The organism is Gordonia tangerina (assembly GCF_021556435.1).
In the GTDB taxonomy this organism is placed as follows: Bacteria; Actinomycetota; Actinomycetes; order Mycobacteriales; family Mycobacteriaceae; genus Gordonia; species Gordonia tangerina.
This window is the reverse complement of the sequence record NZ_JAKGCU010000001.1, coordinates 169,427-183,407: the sequence shown is the minus strand read 5'-3', so window position 1 is coordinate 183,407 and position 13,981 is coordinate 169,427. Positions and strand designations below refer to the sequence as shown.

Genomic DNA, 13,981 nt, shown 5'->3' with positions numbered 1-13,981 from the left:
AATGACCGATAGTGCACCGTTCGTTGACCGCGAGCGCACGGACCCTGAACCGGCGACCGTGGCGTTGAGTACCCGCGATCTGACGAGTACCGAGCAGCGCGCGCTGTGGTCGCAGACGTTGGATTCCACCTACTGCGAGATGGCTGTCGACTGGCCCTCGGGTAGCGACGGTTTTGCCGCGGACATCGTCGCGCGACCGGTGGGCAGTATCTCGGTGAGTGTGGTGCGCGCCGACCCGCACACGGTGGTCCGCACGCCGTCGATGATCGAGTCCGATCCCGGTGATGATCTGTTGCTATGTCTCATCACTCAAGGGACCGCGACGATTGCGCAGTCCGGGCGAAGCGGTGTGCTGTGTGAAGGTGCGTTCGGTTTCGTGGATTCCGCACAGCCGTTCGTGGTGCGTGGCGAGACCACTTTCGAGCAGATCGTGGTACGGCTGGGCCGTGATCTGCTCGCCCCTCAGGTTGCCGAGAACCGACTGGACAACTCACTCGGCCAACGATTCTCGGCTGAGAAAGGCATTGATCGGGTGGCGTCGAATCTGTTGGTGGACCTCGCTTCACACGACGACGACTTCACCGCCGGCGACCTGACCGCGGTGACGTCGGCAGTCCTCGACGTGGTTGCCGCAGCGGTGAATACACGAGTTCCGGCGGCAACACTCATCGAACGCGCACATGATGCCGACCTGCGCGTGGTGCAGCAGGTGATGGTGCGAGAGATCAGCAATCCCGATCACCGGCTCACCGATGTTGCGGGCGAGGTCGGTATGTCGGTGCGGTATATCCACAAGCTGTTCAGCGCCGCCGGCACCACCCCACGAACCTGGTTGTACGCGCGGCGTTTCGACCGAGCGCGGTCGCTGCTGTTGCAGACCGACCTGCCCGTCGCCGACATTGCCGAACAGCTCGGCTTCCGCGACGTCTCGCACTTCAGCCGGGCGTTCAGCAAACACTTCGGGACCAGCCCGGGCCGCTACCGCACCGCCGGGTCCTGACTGTTCGACGGGGCATCATTCGCCGACGTCGCGGCCCGCTCCGCGATCGTCACGTCGCCGGCGGCAAAGTGCGTCGGTGGCACTTCCCGGACCACCACGCGGATGTTGGCCGCCGGCGCACCGACGGCTCGTTGGGCAGCCGCGGTCAGCTCGTGGATGAGCGCGCGGATCTGCTCGTCGGAACGCCCTTGTGCCAGCGTCACATCGATGAACGGCATGTCACCCTCCCGCAATCGTGATCGAGCCCAGCGAGGTGAAGTGGGCGGCCACCCGCGCGCCTTCGGGCACGGCCACCGCATCGGTCATGCCGCCGGTGAGTACCGTCCAGCCGGCCTCGAGCGTGTGGCCACGAGCGCCCATGGTGTTCGCGGCGAACGCAAGCGCCTCCGCCGGGTGGCCCAGAACCGCTGCGCCGGTGGCACTGTCGATGACGTGACCGTCGACTTCCAGGAGACATGCCTCCAGGCCGAGGTCCAGGTCGGCGGGTCTATGTGGCACGGGTCCGGTCACGTACACACCCGACGAGTTGTTGTCGGCGACGGCATCGGCGAGGGTGAACTTGAAGCCGGAGTAGCGGCTGTCGATGATCTCGATGGCGCCGACGACCGTGTCGACCGCGGCAAGCGCCTGCGCGGCCGTCACACCCGGTCCCTTCAGTGGTCGTTTGAGCACGAAGGCGATCTCGGGTTCGGCCCGTGGATGAATGAGCTGGGCACGCGGCACCGGCAGACCGGCAGGCAGCACCATCGCGTCGGTCAGCCATGCCACCGACGGCACATCGACACCCATCTGCCGCTGCTTGGCGCGTGAGGTGAGGCCGAGTTTGACGCCGGTGATCACCTCACCCCGCGACAACCGGTCGGCCAATGCCACATCCTGTGCGGTGTAGGCGATGTCCAGATCGAGATCAGGCCATTCGGCCTGGATGGACATGCGGGCGGTGCGGGTGCGTTCGGCGGTCAGCAGGATGTCGGCAACGCGGGCCGCACTCCACACTGTGGCGGTCTCCGTGGTCATCGGTCTTCCTTTCCTGCGAGAACTGCGGTGACGCTGCCGACGCCGGCGATGTCGGCGACCACCGCATCACCCGGGGCGATCGGCACGGCCTTGGTCATCGATCCGGGCAGGACGACGTGTCCGGGTTCGAGTGTCACGCCGAGCGGACCGACGGTGTTGGCGAGCCACACCAGAGCGTTGAGGGGTGAACCCAGCACAGCCCCGCCGGCGCCGGTGGCGATGAGCTCGCCATTGACGTGCAGGGTGCAGCCGGCCAGCCGTAGGTCGACATCGGCGAGCCGGACCGGGCGGCTGCCGAGTACCACGCCACCGGAGGAGGCGTTGTCGGCGACGGTGTCGAAGATGCCGATCTGCCAATCCTGGATGCGGGAGTCGACGATCTCCAGCGCGGGCAGGCAGAAGTCCACGGCCGCCGCAGCTTCCGCGACGGTAACGCCGGGTCCGCGCAGCGGCTTGGCCAGTACGAACGCCACTTCGGGTTCGATGCGCGGTTGGATGAATGTGTCCGCGGGAATCGGCTGGTGTTCAAGGTGGAACATTCCCGCGGTGAGGTGGCCGAAGTCGGGTTGGTCGACATTCATCTGGCGCTGGATGGCGCGGGAGGCAAGCCCGACCTTGTGCCCTTTCACCACGTCGCCGTCCTTTACCCACGACTCGACCTGGGCGAGTGCGATCTCGTAGGCCGTCGACAGCGGGGCGTCGGCGAAGCGTGCGGCGATCGGTGAGATCGGTTGGCGGGTGCGGTAGGCCGTCAGCAGGGCGTCGGCCGCCCACTGCACATCAACGGTCATCGGATCTGCTTTCTGTGGAAGGGTCAGCCGGCGACGGCGCGCAGGCTGGGGTCGTCACGGTCCTGGCCGAACGGCTTGTCGACGGCGGCCACGAGCGACTTCGAGATGGCCCCGGCTGCAGCGATGACGGCCCGCCGATACTCGTGGTGGCCGGCTTTGAACCTGGTCTCGGGCGCGGTCATGCTGATGGCGGCGACCACCACGCCCATCTCATCGCGGATGGGCGCGGCGACGCAATGCACCTCGGCGACAGCTTCCCCGGAGTCGTAGGCACAGCCGTTGCGCAGCACCGCCCCCAACTCGCGCTGCAGGTGGGCCGGGTCGGTGATGGTCGACGACGTGAATCGGCGCAGCGGCTTGTCGGTGATGTTGCGTTCGATCTCGGCGGTGTGACAGTGCGCCAGCAGCACCTTGCCGACGGCGCTGCAGTGCGCGTCCAGGTGGGCGCCGACTCGTGCGCCGTTCACATTGATGACGTGGTTGCCCAGCACCTTGTCGACGTACATGACGCGGTAGCGCTCCATGATCGCCAGATGTGTGGTCTCGCCGTACTCCTCCGACAAGGCCTGCAGAATCGGTGCCGCGCAGGTCTTCACGTCGACGGTGCCCTGCAGAGTCTGATTGAGTTCTACCACCCGCCAGCCGATCCGGTAACGACCGCGCGATCTGCACTGCAGTAAGCCGATGTCGACGAGTGACGCCAGCAAGGCATGAGCGCTCGATCGCGGCAGCCCGAGTTCACCGGCGACCTCGGTGACCCCCCACTCCGGCCGCTGCACGGTGAACAGGTCGAGGACCGGGCCGATCTTCTGGACGGTTTGCAACGCGGCCATGTCCTAGAACCCCCAGCCGTCGGAGGTACCCTGCAAATCCAGGGCGCGGAAGCTGCCGGTGTAGAACAGCAGCGGCCGTCCGTTGTCGTACCAGAGTTCCTCCACCTGACCGACATGCAGCGTGTGGTCGCCCGCCGGATGCGAGTCGGTGACCGTACACGACAGGTGCACCAACGCCCCATCCAATAGCGGAACCCCTCTTCGCCAGGTGAATCTCACCAAGTCGGGTTCATGCGCGGCACCGGCGAAATGCAGCGACAGCGGTTCCTGATCGCCGGCGAGGATCGACACACCGTAGCGGCCGGTCTCGGTGATCTTGTCGTTCATCCTCGCCCGGTTGGCGATCGACACGAGCACCAGCGGCGGGTCCAGCGAGACCGAGGTGAATGCGTTGGCGGTCATGCCGTGCACGGACTCTTCGCCTGGCCCTTCGGCAGTGGTGACGATGGTGACCCCGCTGGCGAACCGTCCGAGCGCCTTCCGCATCCGCGGCGGTGTCGGGTCCAGCTCGAGGGTGTGGTCGGTAATAGTGCTCATGGCAGCCCTCTCAGCGCCGGACGATGGCGAGGTCGTCGTTGTTGATCAGGTCCGGTCGGGTCCAACCGTCGACGTTGTACTCCGACATGCACTGTTCGGCGAAGCCCTTGAGTGCCAGATCCTGCCCGGTGCCCTGGTAGGCGAACAGGGTCTGGAAGCGAACGGCTTCGTGGTCGCCACCGTAGTTGCGTTCGTACAGTTCGTGGCGTCCCCCAAACTCGGAGCCGACAGCGTCCCACAGCAGTTTGAGCAACTGCACGCGGTCGATGGCGGCGATGCCGTTGGAGCCGCGGACGTACTGGTTGAGATAGGGCTCGATGTCCGGGTTGCCCCAATCGTCGGCGTGGGAGTTGAGATAAATCAGACCGCTACCGAGCACCTGCTGGATGATCTCCTTGACCCGCGGATAGCCGACACCCATGAAGGTTCGGTACGCCAAGCCGTAGTTGAGATTCGGCTGCACCGCACCGTTGACCCACTCGTCGGGCGACTTGGCCATCGCATCCGAGAGGCCCCAGAACATGTCGCGCCAGTTGAGGATCTCGCCAACCTGCATCTGCACCCCGCGGAATCCCGCGGAGCCGGTCATCTCCACGCCCTTCATCACGCAGCCGGCGATGAAGTCCAGTTTCACCGCCAGGCGGGCGCAGCCGTGGAACATGAAGCGGTTGAGAAAGCCGGAGCGCATCACGAAGTTGTTGGTGGTGTCGACGTCATAGGCGAAGACGTTCTCCCACGGCACCAGTACCCGGTCGAGCACCATGATGGCGTCGTTCTCGTCGAACCGGCTCGACAGCGGATAGTCGAAGGGTGTTCCCATCACCGCGGCGTTCATCTCATACGAGGTACGGCACAGCAGTTTCAGGCCCTTCGAGTCCATCGGGATGGTGAAGATCAGGCCGTATTCCTTCTTACGCAACGGCAGTCCGTAGTGCGCGATGAAGTTGGCGTTGGTGATGGCCGAACCCGTCGCCACGACCTTCGCACCGGAGACGATCAGGCCGGCATCGGTTTCGTCGACCACATGCACGCACACGTCGGCGGTCTCGTCGGCAGGCTTGTCGCGGTCGATCGGCGGGTTCACGATCGCGTGATTGAGATAGAGCATCCGCTCCTGCGACTTCTTGTACCAGTCCAGCGCGTTCTGCTTGTACTCGCCGTAGAAGTCGGCATTGGCCCCCAAAGTGCCCAGGAAGGATGCCTTGTAGTCGGGTGAGCGGCCCATCCAGCCGTACACCTCTCGCTGCCAGGTGACGATCGCATCGCGCGCAGCGACCAGATCATCCGCCGAGTGCGCCGTCTTGAAGAACGGATGGGTGAAGCCACCGTTTCCGGTGTCGGTCGGTACCGCCAGCACACCCTGCGCGTCAGGCTGATGCATAGCGTCATACATCCGGGCGATCGACCGCGCCGAATTCCGGAATGCCGGATGCGTGGTCACATCATCGACGCGTTCTCCGCGAAAATAGATCTCCCGGCCGTCCCGCAGCGATTCCAGATACTCTGCGCCGGTCATGGGGCGGACGTCGTTCTCCTCGGATGCGGTTGCTGCCGGGTTCACGGTTGCGGGTGCAGATGTCACGGAACAAACCTCCTGGTACGGACCGACGATGTGCCCGATCGGCCGGGTCATCGGTCGAATCTGTTGCGTGGGTGCCGAAATGACAGCCACTCGCGGGACCGTGACGTTTCGGTGTATGTTGGCCGAGCCACATCCCTGTGACGTAGAACACTAAGAGGCGGAGGTGTGGCGCGGAATGGCTGAGAACGAACAGTCACATGGCGGATTGCGCACGACCGACACCGACGATGTCGTCGAGCTACGAACCGGTGAACTCGATTCAACCGAAGGGCGAGCCGAATGGGCGCGCACGATCGGCCAGCTCTACGGCGAGATGGACGTGACCTGGGACAAACCCACCGAGCGCTACGACGCCGAGTGGGGCGGGCGCGCGTTTGGTCGGCTCCACGTGAGCGCGATCCGGTCCGACGTCCAGACCGTCGTCCGGTCACCGGCCATGATCCGCGACAGCGGAGAGGATGGCTACCTGCTGCTGATGGTGACCGACGGCGCGGTGGAGGTCACCCAATGCGATCGGACGGCAGAACTAGGGCGCGGCGCGTTCGCGATGGTGAACCTCAACCGACCCTTTGTATTTCATTCACTTGTTCCGTTTCATCAAGTGGCGGTGCGTATTCCGACGTCGCTGATGGAATCTCGGCTGCCGGCACGACTTGCCGGCCACGCGGTTGCGCGAACATATGAACCCTTGGGGGCGCCTGCTGTTCTGGGACGTCTGCTGGCAGACCTGGCCGGCAGCGACGAGTCCATGTCGCAGTCGACGAGAGCTTCGTTCGGGTCGGCCACGGTCGACATGCTCGCCGCAGCGCTGAGTGAGACGACCTCCATTGGCCCCGCGTTGACGCAGCGGGAACGGGATCTGGCGCGGATCGCCCAGATCATCTCCGATGGGCTGCACGACCCGTACCTCAGCCTGCCCGACGTTGCGGCTGCGGCCGGGATGTCGTTGCGCAACATGCAGAAACTGGTGAGTGCCACTGGACACACGCCAACCGGCCTGCTGCATCAAGCTCGTGTCGAGCGAGCCAAGAATCTTCTCCTGACGACCGACCTGTCGGTCGCCGATGTTGCGGCAGCCGTCGGATACCTCGACGTGTCGCATTTCAGCCGCACATTTCGCCGCCTCACCGGGCACAGCCCGGGGCGGTTTCGCGCGGCGAACTCCTAGTCGCTACTTTTTCCCGCAGGTGCAGTTCTCGCCACACTGGCAGTCGGGCCCGCAGGTGCAGTCGGGGTTGTCGCAGCCTTTTGTATTGTCAGCCATGCATATGAGCATACGCGCTCGCCGGCTCGCTGCGTCGTGCTCGACGCGGCCACCGCGAATGGGTGTCGGTGGGCCATACCCGCTACGCAGCAGGTTGTTCCCCATCGTTGTGCGGGGTCGGCTCCACCGACCGTCCCCGTCCGGTCAACTTCATCGTCCACCGCGGACGACGCTGTCCGGCAACAGCACTCACGGTCCGATCGCTCGCCGACCGCCCCTCGAGACGATCCGCCAACCACCCCACCGCCATCGGCCCCGACAGCGGCAGCAGCGAGTAGTGCTCGCTGAGCTGGTCGCGGACGTAGGTGACCGTGGCGCCCTGCTCGCGGTAGCGGGCGACCTGACCGTCGATGTCGTCGACGGCGATCACCTCGTCGTGCACCGCCTGCACCACCAGCAGCGGGATCGTCGGGGCGTGGGTGCCGAGCTGGAGGTCGTCCATCATCTCGACGATGTCGGGTTGGGCGAGCAGGTCGGCGAGCGGGATGTCGAGGTAGTCGTCGATGTCGTGGTGGCGGAACTGCCGCACGGCATCGAGCACCGGCAGCCGGGCGATCTCGTCGAGGTGCCGTCGCCCCTTCTCAGTGGCATGCTCGCCGATCGCCCGTTCCAGCTGCGGATAGACGCGGCGCAGGCCGGCGATCGCCATCACCGGCAGCCCGGCGTGCAGGCCACCGTTGAGCCGCATCAGCGCCGAGGCCATGTCACCGACCGGGGACCCGAGCACCGCGCCGATCAGGTTGAGCTCGGGCGCGTAGTCCGGTGCAACCTCCGCTGCCCACGACGTCGCCATCCCACCACCCGAGTAGCCCCAGAGACCGACAGGAGTGTCGGCGGGCAGTTCGTGATGCGGGAATGCCAGGGCGGCGCGGATGCCGTCGAGGGTGCGGTAGCCGGGTTCACGGGGCGCGCCCCACGCACCGACCATGCCCTCGTGGTCTGGGATGGAGACCGCCCAGCCCTTGGCCAGTGCACGACGCACCACCAGGAATTCGAACGGCGCGATGGTTCGGACCGAGTCGGCACCCTTGCGCAGTGCATACGACGGAAAGCATTGGCTCGAGACCGCGTCGATGGCGCACTGGAACGACAGCAGCATGAACCGGCCGGCGGGCGCGGGCTTGCGCGGCAGCACCACGGTGGTCGCCGCCACACCGGCGCCGCCGTGCAGGTCGGTCGAGCGGTACAGCAACTGCCACGCCTGGCTACGGTGATGCGACGCCCAGTAGTCCTTGAGCTCCACTTGGCGTGACCGGATCAGGTCGCCGGGCCGCATACGGTCCAGGTCGGACGGGACGTCGTAGAACGCATCGTCGTTGGGTAGCAGCAGGTCGGCAGCGTTGGCCGGCCCGCGCGCGGTCTGCGTGGTCATGGTCACCTCGGTTCGGCCCTGTTGGGTGTCGATCCACGTTGATCCCCCCTGTTCAGAGCCTGTTTGTGCTGTGTTTAACGCCGTGGCCTCGACAGCGATTCCATCGACCTCGCCGCGGCGACGGTTCACCTGACCTGCGGATGTAACGCGACACCCATCGTTGCGCGATGCAACAATGACACCGCCACCGGAATCAAGCCCGCGTTCCGAGGGCGTATCCCACCGAGACGATCGCGTCATCCTGTCGGATACCTCCCCTATGGTTCAGACACCGAGAAGCACCGCGACACCGTCCCGCGAGCGGCCCACCACTGCCGCCGCACCGGTCACGTCGCACGCCTGACGAGAGGAGATGCCATGCGCGACTTCGATTTCGACGCATCTGTCGATGACGCCTGGCGTGCGTTCCGCATCGACCTGGCCGACCGGGCCGCACAGCTGCGCGCCGACGACGAGCATCATATGGTGCAGGTCCAGCAGTCCCCCGACGGCCCGCGAGGCACCCTGACGTTCACCGTCACCCGCGCGCACCGCATCCGCTGCACCGCGCATGTCGCCGACCTGCACCCCGCACCGGACGTCCACGCCGAGCAGCTCGACGCGCTGACGGCAGCCGGGTGGCGGCTGCTGCGCGACGGACGGCTGATCGTCGAGGTCAGCCGCCGCCACGTCGACCGGTTGGCGCAGGTCGCCGTCGACGCGCTGCGCGAGAACTGGGAGGTCGTGCACCCGTCCTTCCTCGAACAGGACCTTCCCATGATCCGCGAAGCGTCCATCGCCGTCGGCGCACACCCGGTGTCGCGCGAGCACCTGCTGCGGTTGATCGTGTCCGCGCTGCAGGACATCGCCGGCCGCCGCATCACCGTCGACGACGACGGCGACATCCCGCTGCCCACCGGGTCGCTCGCGTCGTGGCTGCGGGTACTCACCGAGGAGCCGACCATCGAGTTCGTCGCGACGCTGGTCGACGAGGTGCCCGACACGGCGATCGCCGCGGAGTTCATCGCCACCGAATCGGTGCGCTGGCCGGGCATCACGCTGGTGCTGCACCAGGGATCGCTGATGGCGTTCTCATCGGTCCCGATGACCGCATTCCACCGGGAGAACCTCACTGCAGCCGTCGGGCACTGGTTGCAGTTCACCGCCGAGACCGCGCCCGGCATCATCAGCGCACTGGCCGGCTCCGGCGCCGCCGCGCACGACGAGGCGCTGCCCGATCCGCTACAGACGTTGATCGTGCTCGACGAGGACGGCTCCACCCTCGACCCGCACGAGGTCGCGACGATCTGCCGCCATGACCAGTCGGCCATCCTCGACTACATCCGCACCAGCCAGGAGCAGTACCTGGAGTGGATGAAGTCGGCGGCCGAGGCCGACCTCGCGGGCGACGCCGACGAAGCGGCGGCCTGCCGACACGAGGAGCAGGCGTGGCGGGCAACCACCGAACAGTTGCGCGCGGCGTTGCGGGTGGTGGTGTTGCGCGGGGACGGGGATGTGCCGTCCCAGCGAGTGCGGTGAATCGGAGCACCATCCACGTCTACCGCTCCATCGACGCGACGGAAGACAATCGGCATCGGCTGAGCCAGGCCCCGGCAACCATCATCGCACCGAGAGCTTCCGCACCCGACGCGAACAGCTCGGTACCGCCCTCGGTCAGCGTGTCATGCAACGCTTTTGGTCCGTCGAAGGCGGAGATCAATGCAATGGCGACACTCACCTTGTCGAGATCGGTCCGCATTCCCCGATCCGGTCAGGTGGACGGTGTTCGCGGAAGAAAGAAGCGCTCGCAGTCCCGATAGCAACGTTCGATACGGAAGCTCTGTGTTCGATATCGCGGCGTGAGGTCACTACTACGTGTACGTGTAAAAGCCTTCGCCGGTGGATGTTCCGAGCTTTCCTTTGTCGATGTAGTTGGTTTTCAGGTAATCGGCGAACTGCTGCTGGATCGGACTCTCTGATGCCGCAGCGATGTTGCGGGCGGTCGTGAGACCCACGATGTCGAAGATCTGGAACGGGCCGAGTGGCGCGCCCGTACCGATCCGCCAGGTCTTGTCGACAGTCTCGATGTCAGCATACCCACCGACAAGAAGTTCCGCGGCGGCGTCGAGAAGCGGCACCAGCAGCGAGTTCAGGACGTAACCCGCCTTCTCCTTCTTGAGTTCCACCGGCACCATGCCCATGCGTTCGGCGAAGTCCACAGCGGTCTGGAACACCGCATGATCGGTGTCGCTGGTGCCCATGATCTCGGCAGTGTTCTGTGCCCAGATGTGATTGGCGAAATGAATGGCGAGGAACTTCTCCGGTCGGCCGGTGAAATCCTTGAGCGAGCTGGGCAACAGCGTCGACGAGTTCGTCGCGAAGATCGTGTGCTCGGGGGCCGATCCTCCGACCCGCGTCCATGTGTCCCGCTTGATGGAGGGATCCTCGGGCACCGCCTCGATGACGAGATCCGCCTCGGCGAGCGCGGTTGTGAGGTCGGTCGTGAGCGTGATCGACGTGGCCGTGTGACGAGCTTTGTTTGCGTAAGTCGCGCCCTCCACATCACTTTCGTAGGTGTCGGCCAACTGCTGGAATCGCGTGCCGGCCGCGGTGACGGCGTCGTCGCTGATGTCCCACGCCGTGACGTGGAAGCCAGCGTACGCTGCCTGGTAGGCGATCTGTGAGCCGAGCACCCCGGTGCCCAGAACGGTCAGATTCTCGATCGTCATGATGGTTCTCCTTGCGTGTGATGGTGGTTGTGTCTGATCGGGTGTATGGGGTCCACGTCGATGACGGAGCGACGAGAACTTCTGTTGCCGAGTATGTTCCAAACCAGAACGACGAGTGTGCCGGCCCCTGCGTAGAGACCGAGGCAGAGCAATGCGAAACCGTTGCCGGCCTGTGGGAAGTAGAGGGAGTTTCTGATGAGCTCAGCGCCTCCTCCGGTTGGGAGCCACTCGCCGAGCACCGCCCAGAATCTCGGGAGGAAGTCCCACGGGATGGACGCGCCGGAAATCGTTGCGCCGACAAGGAAATAGAACGCACCAGACAGCGATCCCACCGGCCCGAACAGCGTGACGAATCCTGCGGTGGACCCGGTGATCGCCAGGGAGACGAGCGTGTATGTCCAGAAGAGCTTCGTGGTATCCGACGAGCCGCCGACGCCGAAGAACGACGAGAACAGCAGGACGATGGCAGCCGAAACCACCGCGTAGGCGACGAGCGCGGCCACATGACCGACGCCCCGGCGCAACGATTGCGGCACACGCGGCATCAATCGTCCCAGCCCGAGCGAGGCGATGCTGCCACCGAGCGAGATCACCTGGAGGATGTAGCCCAGTGACGATCCGTTGATGTCCTCGTCGGAGAGTTCGACCACATCGACCGGCAGGGTCTGCGACATCCCGTTCTGTTCATTGACTTCGGCGGCAACTGCTTTCACGGCCGTGGCGGGCAGCGCTCCGCCCGCCCCGGCCGTGACGGCGACGACGCCGTCCGGGGTCACCTCTAAGCCGCCCGCCTCGGTCCGCTTCTCCACGGCGTCCGTCAGTGCATCGAGTGTCGGATACCCGGTGACATCGAACGATCCGTCGGACTCCAGACTTGCCGTCAGCTGTGCCGTTTGCTGGTCTGACCCGACGATGCCGATGGGCATCTCGCGCGGCGACGGCGAATGGCCGACTGCCAGATAAAACGTACCCAGGGCGAACTGGGTGAGCCCGCCCAGGAGCACCACGGCGAGCAACAGCCTACGATACTTGGCGCCGAACGTCATCGGTTCGGGTGACAGCAAGATCAATGGTGTGGTCCTTCGATGTCAGATCAGATCACTGTCGCTGAGCAACTCGCCGATCTCGGTTCGGTCGAGCTTGGCCAGCAGTCGCTTTCGGAGGAACTCGGGTCCGGGGAGGCGGATCTCTTGACCATCGCGAACACGACTGGTCGCCGCGAGGAGGCTGCGGATGTCGTAGGTCGAGTTGAACACCTCGGGCACGCCCCGCTCGACGTCGAGAAGGGTGTAGACGGCCTCCATCGGTGTGCGCACCGAATACTCGGTGGTGAAGATGCAATCACGTTCCTTCGATTCGGCGAACTGGCCGATGAAGGCGAAGTTGACTGCCCCCTCCGGCACCACGTCGGGTCGATCCCCGGCCTGCCTGGGCATGAAGAATGAAGTGACGTAAGGCATCATCACGGGAACCGTCTTGGCGCCGGTGGCGGCCAGTTCGGCGATGTCCTCGACAGGGACGCCGAGGTGGTAGAGCCACTCCTGCGTGATCTCCTCGCCCGTGCAGTTCTGCATCGGCTTCTTCACGTAGTCCCCAGGGGTATCGACGAAGAGCGCGTACACCCATACGACGATCTCCTCGGCTTTCTGTGCCTTGAAATGCGGCTGGCGGTTCACCGTCCAACTCAAAAGCCACTGTGAGTCCTTGGCGGTCACGATCCCACCGGTGACGACCTTGCCGCTGAAAGGGTCTCGCTTGCAGATCTTCTCGATGTAGCCCGGTATGCGGGGGTCGACGGTGGTGACTGTCGCCGATTCCCACTTCGTCTGCGGGATATGGCCACCGAAAACATCGGGGCGACCGAATGAATCGTCCTTCGCGGCGATACGCCGCCACAGATCCCACGCGGGAGCAGGGCCTTCGTCGAGCTCGGCCGGATGATGGTGATCTCCGTTGAACGAGTTCTCGGTCAGCGACCCGATCGTCATGAACAACAGATCGTTCTCGCTGAGGCTGGTGCCACCCTCGGTGCCATTCTCGTCGATCCAGTGGAGGTACGACGCCTGCTTGCGGCCGGAGCGGATGTCGAAATCGACGTCGGTGACCTCGGTGTCGAAACGGAACTGGACGCCTTGATCGAGCAACCACGTGTACAGCGGCAGCACCAGCGATTCGTACTGGTTGTACTTGGTGAACTTCAGCGCGGAGAAGTCGGGGAGACCGCCGATGTGATGGATGAACCGGTGCAGGTAGAGCTTCATCTCCAGCGCCGAATGCCATTCCTCGAAGGCGAACATCGTGCGCCAGTACAGCCAGAAGTTGCTGGCAAGGAATTCGTCGGAGAAGACCTCGTCGATCCGCTTGTTCTCCATCTCTTCCCGGGTGGCGAGGAAGACCTTGACGATGTCCTTCTGCGCCTTGTCGGACAGCGCGAAAAGTCCATCGGTGTGTGCGTCTTTCCCGCGGTCCACGGTCGCACGTTGCAGCGAGTAGTTGGGGTCGTCGCGATTGAGGCGATAGAACTCGTCGAGCACGCTCGCGTCCTCGACCTCGAGCGAGGGAATCGAACGGAAGAGATCCCACAGACATTCGAAGTGGTTTTCCATCTCGCGACCACCGCGAATCACGAAACCCTTCTCGGGATGCTTTATGCCGTCGAGCGCACCGCCGGGAAGTGGCAAGCGCTCCACGATGGTGATCCTGTCTCCTGGCATCTGTGCATCGCGGATGAGGAATGCCGCCCCCGACAGCGACGACAATCCTGCACCGACGAACCACGCGGTCTTCTCATCGACTCCGGCCGGCCTGCGCGGCCGAACGAACGCCTCGTAATTGCCACTGGTGTAACGCATCTGTTCTTCCTTCTCTGTGTAGTGA

The 13,981-nt window shown here is 64.8% G+C and carries 14 protein-coding genes; 3 read left to right on the top strand and 11 right to left on the bottom strand.

The genetic code is table 11. The features are described from left to right. Position 1: 1 nt before the first annotated feature. Complete coding sequence (locus tag L1892_RS00825; RefSeq protein ID WP_235721550.1) at positions 2–1,000, top strand: AraC family transcriptional regulator; 999 nt, start codon at positions 2–4, stop codon at positions 998–1,000. On the opposite strand, the gene thmT is transcribed toward L1892_RS00825, so the two are convergent. From thmT to L1892_RS00795, 6 genes are read right to left on the bottom strand one after another with little or no spacing between them, the layout of a single operon-like run. Then, the gene (gene thmT, locus L1892_RS00820; RefSeq protein WP_235721549.1) at positions 979–1,218 is read right to left on the bottom strand and encodes a 2-hydroxymuconate tautomerase; all 240 of its coding nucleotides are present in this window, start codon (positions 1,216–1,218) and stop codon (positions 979–981) included. The genes L1892_RS00825 and thmT overlap by 22 nt on opposite strands. Before the next feature lies 1 nt (position 1,219). Then, positions 1,220–2,017: a 2-keto-4-pentenoate hydratase gene (locus tag L1892_RS00815; RefSeq protein WP_235721548.1), complete on the bottom strand. Its 798-nt coding sequence runs from the start codon at positions 2,015–2,017 to the stop codon at positions 1,220–1,222. Beyond that, positions 2,014–2,808: a 2-keto-4-pentenoate hydratase gene (locus L1892_RS00810; protein ID WP_235721547.1), complete on the bottom strand. Its 795-nt coding sequence runs from the start codon at positions 2,806–2,808 to the stop codon at positions 2,014–2,016. The genes L1892_RS00815 and L1892_RS00810 overlap by 4 nt, the downstream gene beginning before the upstream one ends. Positions 2,809–2,831: 23 nt before the next feature. Further along, complete coding sequence (locus tag L1892_RS00805) at positions 2,832–3,641, bottom strand: IclR family transcriptional regulator (RefSeq protein WP_235721546.1); 810 nt, start codon at positions 3,639–3,641, stop codon at positions 2,832–2,834. Between the two features lie 3 nt (positions 3,642–3,644). Next, entirely contained in the window at positions 3,645–4,169 is a 525-nt protein-coding gene (locus L1892_RS00800) for a flavin reductase family protein (protein ID WP_235721984.1), read from the bottom strand. Between the two features lie 19 nt (positions 4,170–4,188). Next, positions 4,189–5,694 (bottom strand): 4-hydroxyphenylacetate 3-hydroxylase family protein, encoded by a 1,506-nt coding sequence (locus tag L1892_RS00795; protein WP_235721983.1) that lies wholly within the window; start codon positions 5,692–5,694, stop codon positions 4,189–4,191. A gap of 241 nt (positions 5,695–5,935) precedes the next feature. On the opposite strand from L1892_RS00795, the gene L1892_RS00790 reads away from it, so the two are divergent. Then, entirely contained in the window at positions 5,936–6,928 is a 993-nt protein-coding gene (locus L1892_RS00790; RefSeq protein WP_235721545.1) for a helix-turn-helix transcriptional regulator, read from the top strand. A 178-nt stretch (positions 6,929–7,106) separates the two neighbouring features. Here L1892_RS00790 and L1892_RS00785 read toward each other — a convergent pair whose 3' ends face one another. Beyond that, positions 7,107–8,396 (bottom strand): lipase family protein, encoded by a 1,290-nt coding sequence (locus tag L1892_RS00785; protein WP_235721544.1) that lies wholly within the window; start codon positions 8,394–8,396, stop codon positions 7,107–7,109. A 357-nt stretch (positions 8,397–8,753) separates the two neighbouring features. Between L1892_RS00785 and L1892_RS00780 the strand changes: the two genes are divergently transcribed. After that, the gene (locus L1892_RS00780; protein ID WP_235721543.1) at positions 8,754–9,914 is read left to right on the top strand and encodes a TY-Chap domain-containing protein; all 1,161 of its coding nucleotides are present in this window, start codon (positions 8,754–8,756) and stop codon (positions 9,912–9,914) included. Between the two features lie 19 nt (positions 9,915–9,933). Here the strand turns inward: L1892_RS00780 and L1892_RS00775 are convergent, their stop codons facing one another. From L1892_RS00775 to L1892_RS00760, 4 genes are all read right to left on the bottom strand, one after another. Then, positions 9,934–10,134: a hypothetical protein gene (locus L1892_RS00775; protein WP_235721542.1), complete on the bottom strand. Its 201-nt coding sequence runs from the start codon at positions 10,132–10,134 to the stop codon at positions 9,934–9,936. 112 nt (positions 10,135–10,246) lie between these two features. Then, a complete protein-coding gene (locus L1892_RS00770; RefSeq protein WP_235721541.1) occupies positions 10,247–11,104 on the bottom strand; it encodes a 3-hydroxyacyl-CoA dehydrogenase in 858 nt (285 codons plus the stop codon). After that, entirely contained in the window at positions 11,101–11,913 is an 813-nt protein-coding gene (locus L1892_RS00765; protein ID WP_235721540.1) for an ABC transporter permease, read from the bottom strand. Before L1892_RS00765 ends, L1892_RS00770 begins: the two co-directional genes overlap by 4 nt. A gap of 279 nt (positions 11,914–12,192) precedes the next feature. Next, positions 12,193–13,956, bottom strand: coding sequence for an oleate hydratase (locus tag L1892_RS00760; protein WP_235721539.1), 1,764 nt, complete (start codon positions 13,954–13,956; stop codon positions 12,193–12,195). Positions 13,957–13,981: the final 25 nt, after the last annotated feature.